Genomic DNA, 16,896 nt, shown 5'->3' on the forward strand with positions numbered 1-16,896 from the left:
GTTTCTCAAGTGCGCTTGTGATCGTCAAGCAGAGGAGAGGGATGCGTAGCTACGGCCAGTACTGCGGGCTCGCCCGATCTCTCGAAGTCGTCGGCGACCGCTGGAACCTGCTCATCGTCCGCCAGCTCCTCATCGCCCCCGCCCGCTACCGCGGTCTGCTCGAGGGCATACCCGGCATCGCGACCAACCTGCTCGCGGACCGGCTCCGCGACCTGGAGGCGTCGGGCGTGGTCGAGCGGCGGCTGGCGGAGGAGGGCAACGTGGTCGAGTACGCCCTCACCCCATGGGGTGCCGAGCTGCGTCAACCGATCGAGGGGCTGATCCGCTGGTCGGCCCCGCTGATGGCCCGCGGCCCCGAGGGCGACTCCTTTCGCCCCGAATGGCTCGCCCTCGCCGTCCCCGCCTTGCTCGGCACCCGGGTCAAGCTCCGCGACCCGGCGACCGTCGGCCTGGAAATCGGCGGCCCGTCCTTACTTCTCCGTGCGACACGCTCCGGATTCGCGGTCGGCCCGCACGACGGCGGCGACCACGACGCCACCGTCCGCGCCGACCCCGCCTACGTCCTCGCCCTCGCCGCCGGCGCCCTCACCCTCGACGACGCCCGCGCCCTGGGAGCGGTCGAGATCGACGGCGACGAGTCCGTCGTCCGCGCCGTCTTCGCCGCCTGACGGGGCGCGACGGCTTCCTCCCTCACCGCCGCGCCCCGGCCGCACCCCCGTCACGGGAAGGTCAGCACGACCTTTCCCCGCCCGTGCCCGGTCTCGATCTCCCGATGCGCCGCCGCTGCTTCACCGAACGGGTAGGTCCGCCGCACCAGGAACCGCAATTCACCCTTGACGTACAGCGACGCGAGCATCCCCAGCCGCTCGGCCGACCGTGTTCCGGTGACCACTCGCGCACCGGCTCCGGCCGCGCGTCCATGCTCGACGAGGGTGAGCACCCGGTCCGGGTCGGCGACCAGTTCCAGCGACAGGTCGAACGCGACCCCGCCCGCCCCGTCCAGCGCCGCGTCGATCCCGGACGGCGCGAGGGCGCGCACCCGTTCGGCGAGGCCCTCGCCGTAGACGACCGGCTCGGCGCCGAGCGAACGCACATAGTCCTGGTTCGCCTCACTCGCGGTGCCGATGACCTTCGCACCGCGCAGGACGGCGAGCTGGACGGCGGCGGTGCCCACCGCCCCGGCCGCGCCATGGATCAGCAGCGTCTCGCCCCCGACGATCCGCAGCGCGTCCAGGGCCAAGGACGCCGTCTGCGTTCCGGCCGTGAAGCCGCCCGCGACCTCCCACGGCATCTCCGGCGGTTTCGGCGTGACGTTCTCCGCGGGCACCACGATGTACTCGGCGTAGGCCTGGACGGCGGTGAAACCGAGCACCTCGGTGCCCGTGGCCAGGCCGGTCACCCCGGACCCGACCTCGTCGACGATCCCGGCGAACTCGTTCCCCGGAACCCGCGGCCACCGCAGTTCGAGCCCCGCGGGTTCCCAGCCCGCCCGAACGGCCGCGTCGTACGGCTGTACTCCCGCCGCCTTCACCCGCACCCGGACCTCCCCCGCCCCGGCGTGCGGCTCCTCCAGCTCCAGCACCCGGAGTACTTCCGGGCCACCGGCTTCCGTGAACGCGGCCGCTTTCATCTTGTTCCTCCAGTTCGTTCCCCCGCTGTCGGCACCTACTCTCATACCTCCAGTTATCTGGAGGTCAAGAGTTGTCGGTGTGGGGTTCTAAGCTGCGGGCGTGACGAGTTATCGCATCTCCAGGGCAACCGCATCCGACGCGGACAAGGTGACCGAGCTGCTGCGGGAATCGGCCGCCTATCAAGGGGAATACGCGTCAATTCTCGAGGGCTACCGGGTCACCGAGGACTATCTCGCCACCCATCCCGCGTTCGTCGCCCACGCGCAGCGGGAAGTGGTCGGCTTCTACAGCCTGATCGAGTATCCGGCCGAGCTGGACCTGCTGTTCGTCGCCGATTCCGCACAGGGAACCGGCATCGGCGCGTGGCTGATCGAGCATATGCTCGGCCAGGCCGCGGACCACGGCATGACCGAGATCCGCGTCGTCTCCCATCCCCCGGCCACCGGGTTCTACGAGCGGATGGGCGCGCGCCGCGTCGGTGTCGTGCCGCCCCAGCCGCCGAAGATCACCTGGGAGCGCCCGGAACTGGTCTTCGACGTCAAGCGTCCACCGCACGGCTGAACCGGTCGATCAGCTTGCGCAGGTGCCCGGCGAACTCCGGGGAGTCGACGACGTCGAAATCGGTGTCGAGCAGGCCGAGGTAGAGCGCCAGGTACTCCAGCGTGTCGGCACCGGCCTTGAGCAGGCAGGTCCGCTCGTCGACGGCCTCGACCACGACGGCGGGCGGCACCTTCGCCGCGGCTTCGGCGGCCGGGGCGTGCAGCCGGATCGTCGCGTGGTGCCGCCACAGCGCCGCGCCCACGCCACGCTGCAGGTAGGCGACCACCCCGCCTTCGGGTGGTTCGCGCGGCTCGAACCGGCGTCCGTTGGGGGTACGCGGCCGCATCCGGTCCGCGCGGAAGGTACGCCAGTCCTGCCGGTCGGCGTCCCAGCCCACGAGGTACCACCGCCGGCTCATATGCACGACGCGATGCGGTTCGACCTGCCGCCGCGTCTCGGATCCGTTGTGCCCCCGGTAATCGAACCGCAGGGTCTCGCGGTCACGGCAGGCGTTCGCGATGACCGTGAGCACCTCGGCGTCGACCGTGGGGCCGCCGCCCTGCACCGCGAGCGTCGCGGAATTCAGCGCCTCGACGCGGTGCCGCAGCCGTGACGGCAGCACCTGTTCCAGTTTCGCCAGCGCGCGGACCGACGTCTCCTCGATTCCCGCGATCGTCCCGCCCGCGGCCGTGCGCAGCCCCATCGCCGCCGCGACGGCCTCCTCGTCGTCGAGCAGAAGCGGCGGCATGGCCGCGCCCGCCCCCAGGGTGTACCCACCCGAGACGCCGGGAGTCGCGTCGACCGGATAGCCCAGTCCGCGCAGCCGCTCGACGTCGTTCCGGATGGTCCTCGTCGTGACCTCGAGCCGACCCGCCAGTTCCGGCCCGGTCCAGACGCGTCGCGTCTGCAGCAGGGAGAGGAGGCGCAGCAGTCTCGCCGAAGTTTCAGCCATGAATCCCACCTTGTCCGCAATCGCGGAACGATCCTTTCCGCAATCGTCCCTAACGTAGCCCCCATGACCGAGATCAAGCCCTTCCGCATCGCCATCGACCAGGCCGAACTGGACGACCTCGCCGACCGACTGGGCCGCACTCGCTGGCCGCGCGAAGTCACCACCGACTGGAGCCGGGGCGTTCCGGTCCCCTATCTCAAAGAACTGGCCGAGTACTGGGCCGACGGGTTCGACTGGCGGGCGCAGGAGGCGGAGCTGAACGAAATCCCGCAGTTCACCACCGAAATCGACGACCAGACCATCCACTTCCTGCACGTCCGCTCCACCCGGCCGGACGCGCTGCCGCTGCTTCTCACGCACGGCTGGCCGAGTTCGCCGTTCGAATTCCGGAAGGTCATCGACCTGCTGGCCGACGAGTTCCACCTCGTCATCCCGTCCCTGCCCGGTTACGGCTTCTCGACCCCGGTGCGGAGCCCCGGCTGGGGCAACCTGTTCCGTGTAGCCCAGGCGTGGACGACGCTGATGGACCGCCTCGGCTACGAGCGTTTCGGCGTCCACGGAACGGATGCCGGTGCCGGGGTCGCCGGCATCCTGTCGATGATCGCCGCGCACCGCACGGTGGGCGTGCACCTGACCGGCACCAGCGCGGGCATGCCGTTCGGCCCCGCCGTCGACCTGGCCGGGCTCTCCGAAAAGGACCGCGAACGCGGCGAACGCTTCAACCGGTTCCAGTCCGACGGCCTCGGTTACCTGCACCTTCAGGCGACCCGTCCGCAGACGCTGGCGTACTCGCTCAACGACTCCCCCACCGGCCAGCTCGCGTGGATCGTGGAGAAGTTCGCCGAATGGACGGATCCGGCCAAGGCGCTGCCGGACGACGCCGTCGATCGCGATCATCTGCTGGCCACGGTCAGCCTGTTCTGGTTCACCGGCGCGGGCGAGTCCTCGGCACACGCCACCTACGAAGGCATGGAGGTCTACCGGCAGATGTCCCAAGGCGGCTGGGACGGCGAGGCACCCGCCGGGCCTCCTCGCGGCATCGCCGTCTTCGCCGGGGACACCACGATCCGGAGCCTCCAGGACGGCCCGGTGGAACATTGGTCCGAATACGACACCGGTGGCCATTTTCCGGCGATGGAGGTCCCCGACCTGCTCGCCGGAGATCTCCGCACCTTCTTTCGGAGGCACCGCTGATGAAGACGGGAACCTTGAGCCCGCGCGCGCTCAACCGCGCCACCCTGGCCCGGCAACTTTTGCTGGAACGCGCCGATCTCCCCGCCGTCACCGCGATCGAGCGACTGGCCGGCCTCCAGGCGCAGGCACCCGACTCGTCCTACGTCGGCCTGTGGTCCCGGCTGCGGGATTTCCAGGTGGACGAACTGGCGAAACCGCTGGCCGCCCGCGAAGTCGTCCGGTCGACGCTGATGCGCGGCACCGTGCACCTGGTGACGGCCGAGGACAGCCTCGCGCTGTGGCCCACGATCAAACCGGTGATCGAACGCGGTTTCCTCGGCCACTACTCGCGGGAGATCACCGGGCTCGACCTCGCCGCCATCACCGAAGCGGGACGGGACCTGCTGACCGAACGACCTCGCACCCGCGCCGAGATCCGGGTCGCGCTGGCGAAGCGGTGGCCCGACGCCGATCCGGTCACCCTCGCCTACGCGGTCAACAGCCATCTCCCCCTCGCGCACGTGACACCGCGGGGACTATGGGGCCAGAACGGGCCGGTGGCGTTCTCCTTGCTCGAGAAGTGGGTCGGCGGTCCGATCACGGACGGCATCTCCCTGGACGATCTGGTGCTGCGCTACCTCACGGCTTTCGGCCCGGCGACCGTCCGCGACGCGCAAGTGTGGTCTGGGCTGACCAAGCTCAAGGAAGTCTTCGAGCGCCTCCGGCCACGGCTGCGGACCTTCACCGACACCGAGGGGAAGGAACTGTTCGACCTCCCGGACGCGCCACGACCCGACGCGGACACCCCGGCGCCCCCGCGATTCCTGCCCGAATACGACAACGTCCTGCTCTCCCACGCCGACCGCGCGCGGGTGATCCCGGACGGCCGCCGCGTGCCCTTGCCGCCCGGTAACGGCGGCCGCCGGGGCACCCTGCTCGTCGACGGTGAATTCCTGGCCATTTGGGCGATCAAAGGGGCGATACTGACGATCGAATCACGGAAACCGTTGCGGGATCAGGATTCGATAACCGAAGAGGGCCTTCGGTTACTGGAATTCGTAGCGCCCGGCCAGAGCCACGACGTACGTTTCGGCATCGGCGGGTAACGGTCCGGCCTTTTGCCGTAACGACGGGCGGCGTTCGGGCGAAGCATTGCCTTGAAGAGCCTGAAGGGAGCGGGCGATGGGCAAGAACTACGGATTCATGACGGTGGTGGCCGGACTGTGCGCGCTCGCGGTCATCGCGGTGGCGGCGGTCATGCGCTACCCGAACACCTCCGACGTCACGGCCGTGATCACCGCGGCGGGAACGGTGATCGGCACGGTGGTAGGCGCCTTCTTCGGCGTGAACGCCGCGTCGGCAGGACGCGTGAAGGCCGAGGAGAGCCGGGACCAGGCGACGGCGGCACTGGTGAAGGTCGCCGGGGAAGCGGACAAGGGCAGTGACGTGGCGAAGGCGGCCATGGAAGGCGTCAACTGATCGTCCTTTATGGACTCGCCGTCGTCGCGCGGAAGTCCGTACTGTGGAGACCATGATTGACTTCTCCAAGGACACCGTCTTCAAGCTCACGCCGTGCAAACCGGGGGACATCGCGCCGACGGTGCAGCCGATCATCATCCCGGGCGAGCAGATCCTCTCCTCGTTCAAGGCGATGCGGGACTTCGTCGTGTTCACGAACAAGCGGCTCATCGCGGTGAACATCCAGGGCATGACAGGCAAGAAGAAGGACTTCACTTCGCTGCCGTACAGCAAGATCCAGGCGTTCTCCATCGAAACCGCCGGCACCTTCGACATGGACGCCGAGCTGGACCTGTGGTTCAGCGGGCTGGGCAACGTGCGGCTGGAGTTCCGGGGCTCTTCGGACATCCGGGCGATCGGGCAGCTGATCGCCACCCACACGCTTTAGCTCGCTTCCGCTTTTGGTCGGCTGCTTGCGGCTGGCTGGGGGGTGACGATGTAGGAATCGGGACGTTGCGTGTCCCGATTCCCACATCGTCGCTGGGCCGTTTCGCCCACGGATGCACCCGAGCGGGGAAGATTTCGGGCGTTGGGCGTCCGGAATCTTCCCCACTCGAGTCACTACATGTTGATCTTCTGATGTCGGGGTTTCGCTGACCTCGGCATGATCGCTGTTCTTAGCCGCTGACCTGCACGGATAGGGCTGGACACTTCTCGCGTGTTCTCACCCCTACCCGACGTCTGACGGCCTGGAGACGGCCTGGCACTCGCCCACTCCTCCCCCATCCCCCCGATACGAAGCCATCCACGCGGCCGTCGCGTCGGGGCAAGGCGCGCTTACCCGCCTTGCCGCGGCGTGACGGCCGTTGTGACGATCTGGCATCGGGGCGGTGGCTCCGCGTAACAGCCGTTGGTCCGTTCGCGACCTCTGGGCACGATCGTCTGAGCGAGGAGGCCGACGTGCTCATTGGCGTACCTGCGCGCCGCTGGCGGCGGCTACACCTGTCCACGGCTTCAGCGGGCGCACCGCCCGGCCGGTGGGCGGAGCGGAGCGGCAGCCCGCCGTGTCGGGCAAGGTGCGCCCGCAGGCGAGACGCGGACGCAAGGTGACCAGCGCGCCGCCGACGGCGGCGCGCCTTGATCCCATAGAGCCAAGTTCGGCAGCAAAACTAGACGATAAACCAGGAGTAGTTTTCGATGGATTTCACAACCGTCAAGAACTTTGGTGGAATTGACGCAGATGCCGACATACTACTGAATGAATGCTTTCAAGATCACGGAGCTTACATTGACGCAAGAAATCATGAGCGTTTCCTTATCACCGGCCGCAAAGGAAGCGGAAAGACGGCGATATTTAAACGGTTAATTTCCGAGCGATCACACAACCTCTTCAGCGACGGTCACACTTTCGACGATTATCCGTGGCACCATCACGATTTGCAGGCTCAATCGGGCGTACCAGAGGAACGACGATATATCCAGAGCTGGAAGTACCTAATGCTACTCAGCTTGGCAAAAATCGCTTTAAATCAAGATCAATCACTGGGATTGCGCGAGGAATCCTTCGACTCGCTTGAAGTCATTGAATCATTCGTGGTCGACTCATATGGCTCCCGAAATCCTGACTTGACGCAGCTTTTTTCACCAAGTAAGGAAATTAAACTTAAAGGTGGGCTCAGAACCCCTCTAGCCAGACTCGACATAGAGAGAATCCGCGTCAAAGATCTTCCAACTCATATCCAAGAAGTGAACCGACAGCTCGCGAAGCACGTCATGCGCAGCTTAAATCCGGAGCATGACTACTACATTTGCTTTGACCAACTAGACCTGGGCTTCAATCCGTCAGACGCGGCGTACAACCATCGATTAATAGGCTTGATCCTAGCCTCAAGGGAACTCAACCGAATCGCACTTGACCACGGAAAACGTGCCTCGATTGTAGTGTTTCTTCGAGATGACATCTACGATCTTCTTCACTTTGAAGATAAGAACAAGCTTACCGAGAACCATCTATCAAGGATAGAATGGAAAGAAAGCGGGACCGGTCCAACACTAAAGAGTCTAATGGAGCGCCGATTCGGTCAGGTTCTTAAAGGTGGCGGCACTGTCCCGTGGGACGAAGTATTCAACGAGGATCGCGAGATGCCCCACCGAAAAACAAAGTACGTCTATATTTGCGATCGAACATTTATGCGCCCTAGAGATATGATCAAGTTTTGCAACCAAGTGCTTGCTAGCCATAAGGATCCAAGCACCACAGATGGCACACGGTTCGACAATGAACACCTACTTGCTGCCAGGCCCTCATACTCGGAGTACCTCAAGAACGAACTGGACGATGAAATTGCTAAGCAGGTCCCAAACTACAAAGAGTACCTTGAGGCACTGAAGAGTCTTGGCACGATGCAGTTTACCGCTTTGTCGTTCGACGCCGCCTGGAAGCGACTAGGCCTGGACTCGCTTGGCCGAAGCAGGGAGGCCCTGCGTGAACTTTTTGAGTTTTCCGTTGTTGGCTACTTGAAGCCTGGTGGCCAAGGTGGCGGATCACAGTATGTTTGGCGTTACTCTAGCGGGAACACTAGATTCAACCACGAAAGTGACACATTTCGGGTCCACGCTGGCCTCAAAGAGGTTCTTGACCTAGTGGCCGGAACTGGTCGATCGTAGAGGCAAGTAAACCTACGAGAAATCCGCCTCTGGTTTCTCAGCCAGGGCACGTTCAATCCGCCGAAGAATTGATGGGTGAATTTGAAGCTTTGATACTTTGACCGGTTCCACCCACTGCACCTCAGAGCTCTCATCGCTTAAGCGTGGCATGCCACCTACTTCAGTGGCGCGAAAGCAGATCGAAAACTCTTGCCGAACCTCGCCATCGTCGTACGCGATGACGTGGTTCGGGTTCGAGTACAGGCCGATGACGCCGATCACCTCGCACTCAATACCGGTCTCCTCCCGCACCTCCCGCACGGCAGCCTGCGACAACGTCTCGCCGAGTTCGAGCTGTCCACCAGGGATCGAGTAGAGGTCGTTGTCGGTGCGCCGGATCATGAGAATGCGGCCTTCGCCGTCCTGGATGAACGCGGACACCGCGACCGCAATGCTGTTCGCCTTCGGCGCGTTCGGGTCGTTGTAGTAGTCGACGCGTGCCATGAGTGGCCTCCTAGAAGGTGGCGGGCTTGGCGAGGTTCCAGACGGCTTCGAAGCTCTCCGAGTAGGTCTCGAAGAGGTCCCCGGCGGATAGCCGGCGGAGGTGCAGGGAGGGGGCGTGGGCTCCCTGGAAGCCGTAGACGTGCGTGTTGATGATCATTTCGTCGTCGAAGCGGAAGATCGAGTTGTAGAGCGTGGTGTTGTGGAAGCGCATCTCCACCCCGTCTACCCCGATCAGCGGTCGGTAGAACGCGAGTGCGTTGCGGATGCGCGCCGCGAGCGTCCCGTCGCCTAACTGCTCCTCGTCACCGCGCAGAGCGACGCTTTCCCCTTCGGGATCTCCGAAAATCAGCCGAATCTTGGCCCCGGCCTGAGCCTTTGCTGTCAGGTCCTTGATGAACCGCGGGCGCTCCACCAGGAACAGCGCGGCGTGGACCAGCACCTCGACGGTGTCCGACGCTTCCTTGATCAGCCGGTCCCACAGCTCGACGGGGATGGCGTTGCGGTGCGGGAACACGCGCACGACCTCGGCGGCGGCCGTCTCGGCCTTGCGTTCCGGGGCCACCGAGTCCGGCCACAGATAGGTCTCGGACTCGCGCACCATCGCGGCGATCTTGTGCCGGTGCTTCGGGTACGGTGTCCGCCCCTTGGCGATCCACCGTTCCACGGTCTTCTGATCGACCCCGGTGGCGTCTGCGACCTGCTTCGGCGTGAGGCCGTTGCGCAGCAGGGCGTCCCGCAGACGTTCGTTCGGCATCCGCCCTCCAGGGACTTTCAGGGACGTCTTCGACGGTACCAAGGACGTCCGCAGAAGTCCTGCCGTGTGGTGATCACGTCCCGCGTCCCGAGGCAAAGTGACGAAAGCAGGAGGTGGTCGATGAAAACGGTCGGCGAACAGAAGCCGCAGACCCTCCGTGACGCGCATGCCGTCGCGGCGGTCCGGCGTCCTCACGCCGAGGCGGACCTGGGCGAGTGGCTGAGCTTCCACCGAGCCAACGCGCGCATGTATCGAGAGGTGTCCGATGTAGACCGAGGACACCATCATGAACTGAAGTATTGGGTGAGCTACGAGGAGCGCAAAGCCGAGGAGATAGCCGCACGAATCCGGTCCAGCACAGTCTCGTGAGTGGTAATGACGGTTAGACCGTCATTACCACTCACGAGTCACTACATGTTGATCATATGGCCCGCCAGTCCGTGCACGGCTTCCTTGACCGCTTCCCCGAGGGTCGGGTGTGCGTGCACGTTTCGCGAGATCTCGTGCACCGTCAGGTCCCACTGCTGCGCCAGAGTCAGTTCCGGCAGCAGTTCGGTCACTTCGGGGCCGATCAGGTGCGCGCCCAGCAACTCACCGTGGGTGGCATCGCTGAGGATCTTCACGAAGCCGACGGCCTCGCCGAGGCCGTGCGCTTTTCCGTTGGCGGTGAAGGGGAACTTCGCCACCTGGACGTCGAAGCCCTTTTCGCGGGCCTGTTCCTCGGTCCAGCCGAAGCTGGCGATCTGCGGCTGGCAGTAGGTCGCGCGCGGGATCATCACGAAGTCGAGTTCCATGGTCTCGGCGCCCGCGATGGTCTCGGCGGCGACGACGCCCATGGACTCCGACGCGTGCGCGAGCATCAGTTTCGCGGTGACGTCGCCGATGGCGAAGATGTGCGGGACGTTGGTGCGGCCGCGCGAGTCGACGGCGATCGCGCCGCGGTCGGTCAGTTCGACGCCGGTCTTGTCCAGGCCGTATCCCTCGACGCGCGGCTGGAAACCGATGGCTTGCAGCACCTTGTCCGCTTCGAGGACGCGTTGCTCACCGTTCTTCGACACGGTCACGAGCACCTGCTCGCCGGTGTCGTCGATCGTCTCGACCTTGGTGGAGGTCAGCACCTCGATGCCGAGCTTCCGGTAGCGGCGGGCGAGTTCGGCGGAGACCTCGGCGTCTTCGAGCGGGACCATCCGGTCGAGGTATTCGACGATGGTCACCTTCACGCCGTAGTTGTGCAGCACGTAGGCGAACTCGACGCCGATGGCGCCCGCGCCGGCGATGACGATGCTCTCCGGCAGCTCGTTTTCCATGATCTGCTGTTCGTAGGTGACGACGCGGTCGCTGCGCGTGGTGCCCGGGAGCAGGCGCGCGGTGGCGCCGGTGGCGATGACGCAATGGTCGAAGGTGATCTGCTCGCCGTTGACCTCGATGGTGTTGGCGTCGAGGAAGGTGCCGTGCCCATCGTATTCGGTGATCTTGTTCTTTTTCATCAGGAAGTGCACGCCCTTGACGCGACCGTCGGCGACCTTGCGGCTGCGGTCGAAGGCGGCTTGGTAGTCGAAGGTGATCTCCCCGTCGACCTGGATCCCGAAGGACTTCGCCTCTTTGGTCACGATGTGCGCGAGTTCGGCGTTGCGCAGCAGTGCCTTCGACGGGATACAGCCGACGTTGAGGCAGACCCCGCCCCAGTATTTCTCTTCCACGACCGCCGCGCTCAGCCCCAGTTGCGACGCCCGGATGGCCGCCACGTAACCGCCGACCCCGGCGCCCAGAACAACGACGTCATAGTGTGCGCTCATACCTCGAAACTACCCCTCACCGGGACGCTCCGAAGGGTGAGACCGCCTACTCAGGCGGGCGGCCGGGCGGCCCTGATCTCGACCAGCAGGTCGGTCACCGCGGTCATGATCCGCTTGGTCGCCTCTTCCAGCACTTCACGAGACGGCGAAGGGGTCACGAGGTCCGAAAGGTCGACCGGCGGACCGGCGACCAGGTTCACCGTCTTGCGCGGGAAGCCGCGCGGGAGGACGGCGTCGGAGGGCAGCAGGTGGTGCGTGCCCCAGTTCGCCAGCGGGATCACCGGGACACCGGTCTCCAGCGCGATCCGCGCGATTCCGGTCTTGCCGCGCATCGGCCACCCGTCCGGGTGATCCGTGAAGGTCGCCTCGGGGAAGATGACGACGCACTCGCCCTCACGCACGGCTTTCACGGCATCGCGGTACGCGCCCGCCGCCGTGGGCGCCCCGCGGTGGACCGGGATGTGCTTGCCCGAGCGCATCACCGAGCCGACGAGCGGCGCGTCCCACAGGCTCGCCTTCGCCAGGTAGCGCGGCACGCGCCCGTGCGCGAGGCAGTACGCCGTGACCGTCGTCGGGTCGGCGAACGAGAGGTGGTTCGACGCCACCAGGAAACCGCCGGAAGCAGGCAGGTGCTCCCCACCGCGCACCCGGAACCGGGTGAACAGCACCAGGAACGGCCAGACCACGTTGATCGCGAGGCTGAACCAGGCGCCCCGGCCGACGCGGTTGAAGCGCCGGCCGAAGGCGATCATCTGGCGGAAAGTCAGCAAGTCACCCGAAACGGGCCTCAGTGCGGTCCAGCGTTCACGAGGTCTCAGCGCCATGGACGTAATTCGTAGCCGAATCCGCCCCGGTTCGGCCGAAACCAGCCGTGAACGCGGCGCGGATCACACGCGTTCGAGAACCACCACGGGGATCTCCCGGTCGGTCTTCTTCGCGTACTCGTTGTAGTCCGGCCAGACCGCGGCCAGCTTCTCCCACAGCTTCGAGCGCTCTTCGCCCTCCACCGTCCGGGCCCGCGCGGTGAACTTGTCCGCCTTGACCTGGACCTTCACCTCAGGGTTCGCGAGGAGGTTCTTGTACCAGCCCGGGTGCTCCGGCGCGCCGCCCTTCGACGCCACGATGACCGGATTGTGCTCACCGTCGAACTGGTAAATCAGCGCGAACTTGCGGTCCTCGCCGGTCTTGCGGCCCTTGGTGGTGAGGACCAGGCAGGGCGCGCCCTTCTGCCAGTCGTGTCCCACCTCGCCGTCGGTCTCCTCGTAGCGGCGGACGTGCTCGTCACCGAAAAGCATGTGTGCGTTCCTCTCCTGGTCCTGACGTGTAGCGGCGCCCTGCCAGTTTGACGCGAACCGGTCGGTCGCGCTGATCAACTCGTGCAGGGTGCCGGGTTCGTCGAACGCGTGACCCGAGTCGCCGACCATCACCAGTTCCGCACCGGGGAACACCTGGCTGAGCTCCCAGGCGGTGATGGCCGGGGTGACCACGTCGTAGCGTCCCTGGACCAGAACGCAGGGAATGCCCTCGAGCTTCCCGGCGTCGCGGAGCAGCTGATCCTCCGCGAGCCAGCCGCCGTGCCGGAAGTAGTGGTTCTCGATTCTCGCGATCGCGAGCGCGAACTCCGGCTCGGAGAAAGCGTCGATCACTTCCTCCTGCGGACGCAGTTTGACCGTTTCCCCCTCCCACCGGCTCCACGCGATCGCGGCGGGGCCGTGCACCGCGGGGTCCGGATGGTGCAGGAGCTCGTGATAGACCTCGATCAGGTTCTCCTGGCGGCGCGAATACGGCACCGGGTCCAGGAAGCGCGACCACGCTTCGGGGAACAGGAAGGCCGCTCCCCCGCCGAAAAGCCATTGCAGTTCCTTCACCCGCAATGTGGCCACACCGCGCAGGACGAGTTCCGTGACCCGCTCCGGATGGGTCTCCGCGTAGGTCAGCCCGAGCACGCTCCCCCAGGAGCCACCGAAGACCATCCAGCGTTCGATGCCGAGATGCTCGCGCAGCCGCTCGATGTCCTCCACGAGATGCCAGGTCGTGTTGACCGAAAGATCCGCCTCCGGTGTGGCACAGTTCGGGGTGCTGCGCCCGCAGCCGCGCTGGTCGAAAAGGACGATCCGGTAGCGCTCGGGATCGAACAGCCTGCGGTGTCTCGGGCTCGAACCACTTCCCGGGCCACCATGCAGGAAGATCACCGGTTTGCCCGCAGGATCGCCGCATTCCTCCCAATAGATCTCGTTGCCGTCACCGACAGGCAACATCCCTTGGACGTAAGGTTCGATTTCCGGGTAAAGGCCGAGCATGTCCGCCACTATGCCCGAAACGCCAGCTTGGAGGATCGATGAAGGCCCGCCCCCACGTGACGCTGGAAGATGTGGCGCGCACCGCGGAAGTGTCGCTCGCGACGGCGTCCCGCGTACTCAACGGCACCGCCACCGTCCGGGGGGATCTCCGCGAACGGGTGATCGCCGCGGCCGCCGACCTGTCCTATACCCCCAATGCTCACGCTCAGGCATTGGCCGGTGGCTCACAGGCATGCGTCGGAGTGATCTGCCACGACGTCGGCGATCCCTACTTCGCCGCCATCGCGGGCGGGATCATGCGTGTCGCGAGTGAGAACGACCTTCTGGTGATGCTCGCGAGCACGTTCCGCGACCCGGCCAAGGAGGTCGCCTACGTTTCCACGCTGCGCGCCCAGCGCGCGTCGGCCATCCTGCTGATCGGCTCCGCCTTCCAGGACAAGGGCTGGGAGAAGGCGATGGCCGCCGAACTCGAGCCGTACCGGCGCGGCGGCGGGCATGTCGCCGCGGTCAGCAGGCATCGCGGACTCAAAGTGGACACCGTCCAGCCCGACAACCGGGGCGGCGGCGCCGCATTGGCGAAGGCCCTCCTGGAGATGGGACACCGGCGGTTCGCCGTCCTCGCCGGGCCGAGGAGCTTGACCACCGTCGTCGACCGCCTCGACGGCTTCGCCGCGGAACTGCTGGAGAACGGTGTCGAGTTGCGCGAGCACGACGTCGCCGAGGCGGCGTTCACCCGCGACGGCGGCTACCAGGCGATGGAGAAGATCCTCGCCCGGCCGCGGAGGCAGTGGCCGACGTGTGTGTTCGCGGTGACCGACGTGATGGCGATCGGAGCGATGGCCGCCTTGCGCGACGCCGACGTCTCCGTGCCCGGCGAGATGTCGATCGCCGGCTTCGACGACATCCCGGTAGTGCGCGATCTCACGCCGTCACTGACCACCGTCGCGCTTCCGCTGGAGAAATTGGGCGAACGAGCCATGGACCTGGCGCTCAAGGCCGCTCCCGGCACCCGGCCGCGGGTGGTGCGGATGTCCGGCGAGGTCGTCCAGCGCCGCAGCACCGCCGCCCCCACTCGCTGAAACCCTTGTGTGTGGCCCGCGGGGTGACTTACCGTGGCATGAGAAAGCGCTTTCTCACGCTCGCGCCACGGAGACCCGATGACCTTGATCGCCTTGCCCACCGCCGATGGCGGACTGGTGGAGTGGACGCCGCAAGGGGCCGAAACGCCCGCGAAACCAGCGTCGCCACCCACCTCCCGGATCGCCTACGCGGCCGCGCACGTGGTCGCCGACCCGCTCGCCGCCGCCGACCCCGAAGAAGGCGCGGTCCTGGACTGGGACACGACCCTCGCCTTCCGCGAGCACCTGTGGTCCTGCGGACTCGGTGTGGCCGAGGCGATGGACACCGCGCAGCGCGGGATGGGCCTGGACTGGGGCAGCACCAAGGACCTCATCCGGCGTACGGGCGCGCTCGCCGCCGGGCGGCCCTGGGTCGCGGGGGTCGGGACCGATCAGCTTCCCCCCGGCGACGCGACCGCAGAGTCCATTGTGGACGCCTGGCGTGAGCAGCTGGACCTGGTCGGTGCAGCCGGGGCCGTCCCGGTCGTGATGGCCAGCCGCGCACTGGCCGCGTCGGCGTCCGGCCCCGAGGATTACCATGCCGCGTACGGGAAACTGCTCTCCGGCGCGGACCGGCCGGTGCTGTTGCACTGGCTGGGCGAGCAGTTCGACCCGGCGCTGGCCGGATACTGGGGGCACGCCGACGTCCGTGCCGCCGCCCGCGAACTGGGCAGGCTCTGCGCCGACCACGCCGGGGTGATCGCGGGGGTCAAGGTTTCGGTGCTCGACGCCTCGATCGAGACCGAGTTCCGCCGCGCGCTGCCCGAAGGCGTCGCGTGCTACACCGGTGACGACTTCAACTACCCGGAATTGATCGCCGGGGACGATCAGGGCCACAGCGAAGCACTTCTCGGCATCTTCGACGCTGTCGCGCAGGTCGCGGGCGCCGCGCTCGCCCGGCTCGACGAGGGTGACACGGCCGGATTCCGCGACCTGCTGGACCCGACGGTGGCGCTCAGCCGAGCGATCTTCCGCGCCCCCACCAGGAACTACAAGACCGGCGTCGTGTTCCTCGCCTACCTCAACGGGCACCAGAACCACTTCCGGATGGTCGCGGGCCGCGAATCGGCCCGGTCCATCACGCATCTGGCCGAACTGCTGCGCCTGGCGGACGCGGCCGGGGTACTCGCCGATCCCGACCTCGCCGTCGCGCGGATGCGGCCACTGCTGGCCGCGGCGGGGGTGTCCTGATGGACCGGTTGAGCCTGAACCAAATCACCACAAAAGCGTGGTCGCTGCCGGAGGCGGTGGCGGGCTGCGCCGAGGCGGGCGTCCGCTGGATCGGCCTGTGGCGGGACAAGGTCGCCGAGACCGGCGTCGAGGAGGCCGCCCGGCTGCTCAAGGAGTACGACGTCGGCGTGTCGTCGTTGTGCCGCGGCGGTTTCTTCACCGGGCTCACCCCGGAAGGGTCCCCTGTGGACGGTGTCGCGCAGACCCGAGAGGCGATCGACGAGGCCGCCGCGCTGGGCGCGGACGTGCTCGTCCTGGTCGTCGGGGGTGTGCACGGTGCTCTCACGACGTCGAGGCAACGCGTCGCCGACGCGGTCGGTGAGCTGGCACCCTACGCCGGTGAGCGTGGGGTCCGGCTGGGGCTGGAACCCCTGCACCCCATGCAGTGCGCCGAACGGTCGGTTCTGTCCACAGTGGATCAGGCGCTGGCGATCGCGCTGGAGCATCCGGCCGAGCAGGTCGGCGTGATCGTCGACGAGTTCCACGTGTGGTGGGATCCGCGGATCGAGGAGTCGATCGCCGCGGCGGCCGGGCGGATCGCCGGGTTCCACGTGTGCGACCAGAAGGTGCCGTTGACCGACACCCTGCTCGGTCGCGCGCTGCCCGGCGACGGCCCGATCGACCACCGCCATCTGAAGGCGTGCGTCGAGGCCGCCGGGTACACCGGGCCGATCGAGGTCGAGGTGTTCGACGCGGACCTCTGGCGCCGTCCCGGCGGCGAGGTGCTCGCGGAGACCATCGAGGCCTATCGCGCCCACGTCGCCTGACGTACGTCCAAAGGTGGAGTGTCCGTG

Annotated in this window: 19 protein-coding genes and 1 pseudogene; 11 read left to right on the forward strand and 9 right to left on the reverse strand. The window is 66.5% G+C overall.

Going from position 1 to position 16,896, the window contains the following annotated elements; all coding sequences use genetic code 11:
* Positions 1–41 precede the first annotated feature (41 nt).
* The gene (locus tag ACZ54P_RS25530; RefSeq protein ID WP_465464085.1) at positions 42–668 is read left to right on the forward strand and encodes a winged helix-turn-helix transcriptional regulator; all 627 of its coding nucleotides are present in this window, start codon (positions 42–44) and stop codon (positions 666–668) included.
* A gap of 50 nt (positions 669–718) precedes the next feature.
* Here ACZ54P_RS25530 and ACZ54P_RS25535 read toward each other — a convergent pair whose 3' ends face one another.
* On the reverse strand, positions 719–1,630 hold the full coding sequence (locus ACZ54P_RS25535) for an NADP-dependent oxidoreductase (RefSeq protein WP_465464086.1): 912 nt from the start codon (positions 1,628–1,630) through the stop codon (positions 719–721).
* Positions 1,631–1,730: 100 nt separating this feature from the next.
* Here ACZ54P_RS25535 and ACZ54P_RS25540 point away from each other — a divergent pair, with 100 nt between their 5' ends.
* Positions 1,731–2,192, forward strand: coding sequence for a GNAT family N-acetyltransferase (locus ACZ54P_RS25540; protein ID WP_465464087.1), 462 nt, complete (start codon positions 1,731–1,733; stop codon positions 2,190–2,192).
* On the opposite strand, the gene ACZ54P_RS25545 is transcribed toward ACZ54P_RS25540, so the two are convergent.
* On the reverse strand, positions 2,170–3,123 hold the full coding sequence (locus ACZ54P_RS25545; RefSeq protein WP_465464088.1) for a helix-turn-helix transcriptional regulator: 954 nt from the start codon (positions 3,121–3,123) through the stop codon (positions 2,170–2,172). The two genes, ACZ54P_RS25540 and ACZ54P_RS25545, sit on opposite strands and share 23 nt — an antisense overlap.
* Positions 3,124–3,186: 63 nt before the next feature.
* Here ACZ54P_RS25545 and ACZ54P_RS25550 point away from each other — a divergent pair, with 63 nt between their 5' ends.
* From ACZ54P_RS25550 to ACZ54P_RS25565, 4 genes are all read left to right on the forward strand, one after another.
* A complete protein-coding gene (locus ACZ54P_RS25550) occupies positions 3,187–4,317 on the forward strand; it encodes an epoxide hydrolase family protein (protein WP_465464089.1) in 1,131 nt (376 codons plus the stop codon).
* Positions 4,317–5,402, forward strand: a complete 1,086-nt coding sequence (locus ACZ54P_RS25555; protein ID WP_465464090.1) for a winged helix DNA-binding domain-containing protein — start codon at positions 4,317–4,319, stop codon at positions 5,400–5,402. The genes ACZ54P_RS25550 and ACZ54P_RS25555 overlap by 1 nt, the downstream gene beginning before the upstream one ends.
* Before the next feature lie 76 nt (positions 5,403–5,478).
* On the forward strand, positions 5,479–5,775 hold the full coding sequence (locus ACZ54P_RS25560; protein ID WP_061981541.1) for a hypothetical protein: 297 nt from the start codon (positions 5,479–5,481) through the stop codon (positions 5,773–5,775).
* Between the two features lie 52 nt (positions 5,776–5,827).
* Entirely contained in the window at positions 5,828–6,202 is a 375-nt protein-coding gene (locus ACZ54P_RS25565; RefSeq protein ID WP_465464091.1) for a PH domain-containing protein, read from the forward strand.
* A 516-nt stretch (positions 6,203–6,718) separates the two neighbouring features.
* Here ACZ54P_RS25565 and ACZ54P_RS25570 read toward each other — a convergent pair.
* Positions 6,719–6,901 carry a hypothetical protein gene (locus tag ACZ54P_RS25570; RefSeq protein WP_457956910.1) on the reverse strand — a complete coding sequence of 61 codons (183 nt, stop codon included), beginning with the start codon at positions 6,899–6,901 and terminating at the stop codon, positions 6,719–6,721.
* Between the two features lie 50 nt (positions 6,902–6,951).
* On the opposite strand from ACZ54P_RS25570, the gene ACZ54P_RS25575 reads away from it, so the two are divergent.
* Positions 6,952–8,421: a P-loop ATPase, Sll1717 family gene (locus ACZ54P_RS25575; RefSeq protein WP_465464092.1), complete on the forward strand. Its 1,470-nt coding sequence runs from the start codon at positions 6,952–6,954 to the stop codon at positions 8,419–8,421.
* 12 nt (positions 8,422–8,433) lie between these two features.
* On the opposite strand, the gene ACZ54P_RS25580 is transcribed toward ACZ54P_RS25575, so the two are convergent.
* Together ACZ54P_RS25580 and ACZ54P_RS25585 are read right to left on the reverse strand one after the other, a co-directional pair.
* Complete coding sequence (locus tag ACZ54P_RS25580; protein ID WP_465464093.1) at positions 8,434–8,904, reverse strand: NUDIX hydrolase; 471 nt, start codon at positions 8,902–8,904, stop codon at positions 8,434–8,436.
* A gap of 10 nt (positions 8,905–8,914) precedes the next feature.
* Positions 8,915–9,658 (reverse strand): DUF5919 domain-containing protein, encoded by a 744-nt coding sequence (locus ACZ54P_RS25585; protein ID WP_465464094.1) that lies wholly within the window; start codon positions 9,656–9,658, stop codon positions 8,915–8,917.
* 120 nt (positions 9,659–9,778) lie between these two features.
* Here ACZ54P_RS25585 and ACZ54P_RS25590 point away from each other — a divergent pair, with 120 nt between their 5' ends.
* Entirely contained in the window at positions 9,779–10,027 is a 249-nt protein-coding gene (locus ACZ54P_RS25590) for an AMED_5909 family protein (RefSeq protein WP_465464095.1), read from the forward strand.
* A gap of 41 nt (positions 10,028–10,068) precedes the next feature.
* Here ACZ54P_RS25590 and lpdA read toward each other — a convergent pair whose 3' ends face one another.
* The 4 genes and pseudogenes from lpdA to pip form a co-directional block, all read right to left on the reverse strand.
* On the reverse strand, positions 10,069–11,454 hold the full coding sequence (gene lpdA / locus ACZ54P_RS25595) for a dihydrolipoyl dehydrogenase (protein WP_465464096.1): 1,386 nt from the start codon (positions 11,452–11,454) through the stop codon (positions 10,069–10,071).
* A 50-nt stretch (positions 11,455–11,504) separates the two neighbouring features.
* Positions 11,505–12,278 carry a lysophospholipid acyltransferase family protein gene (locus ACZ54P_RS25600; protein WP_465464097.1) on the reverse strand — a complete coding sequence of 258 codons (774 nt, stop codon included), beginning with the start codon at positions 12,276–12,278 and terminating at the stop codon, positions 11,505–11,507.
* 63 nt (positions 12,279–12,341) lie between these two features.
* Positions 12,342–12,749: a nitroreductase family deazaflavin-dependent oxidoreductase gene (locus ACZ54P_RS25605; RefSeq protein WP_465464262.1), complete on the reverse strand. Its 408-nt coding sequence runs from the start codon at positions 12,747–12,749 to the stop codon at positions 12,342–12,344.
* A 66-nt stretch (positions 12,750–12,815) separates the two neighbouring features.
* Positions 12,816–13,754, reverse strand: a pseudogene (gene pip, locus ACZ54P_RS25610) (prolyl aminopeptidase); the annotation flags it as partial.
* Between the two features lie 38 nt (positions 13,755–13,792).
* On the opposite strand from pip, the gene ACZ54P_RS25615 reads away from it, so the two are divergent.
* The 3 genes from ACZ54P_RS25615 (at position 13,793) to ACZ54P_RS25625 (ending at position 16,869) form a co-directional block, all read left to right on the forward strand.
* Positions 13,793–14,833, forward strand: a complete 1,041-nt coding sequence (locus ACZ54P_RS25615; RefSeq protein WP_465464098.1) for a LacI family DNA-binding transcriptional regulator — start codon at positions 13,793–13,795, stop codon at positions 14,831–14,833.
* A 78-nt stretch (positions 14,834–14,911) separates the two neighbouring features.
* Positions 14,912–16,063: a dihydrodipicolinate synthase family protein gene (locus ACZ54P_RS25620; protein ID WP_465464099.1), complete on the forward strand. Its 1,152-nt coding sequence runs from the start codon at positions 14,912–14,914 to the stop codon at positions 16,061–16,063.
* Complete coding sequence (locus tag ACZ54P_RS25625) at positions 16,063–16,869, forward strand: sugar phosphate isomerase/epimerase family protein (protein ID WP_465464100.1); 807 nt, start codon at positions 16,063–16,065, stop codon at positions 16,867–16,869. Before ACZ54P_RS25620 ends, ACZ54P_RS25625 begins: the two co-directional genes overlap by 1 nt.
* Positions 16,870–16,896 lie beyond the last annotated feature (27 nt).

This window comes from Amycolatopsis sp. NPDC034160 (assembly GCF_055575355.1).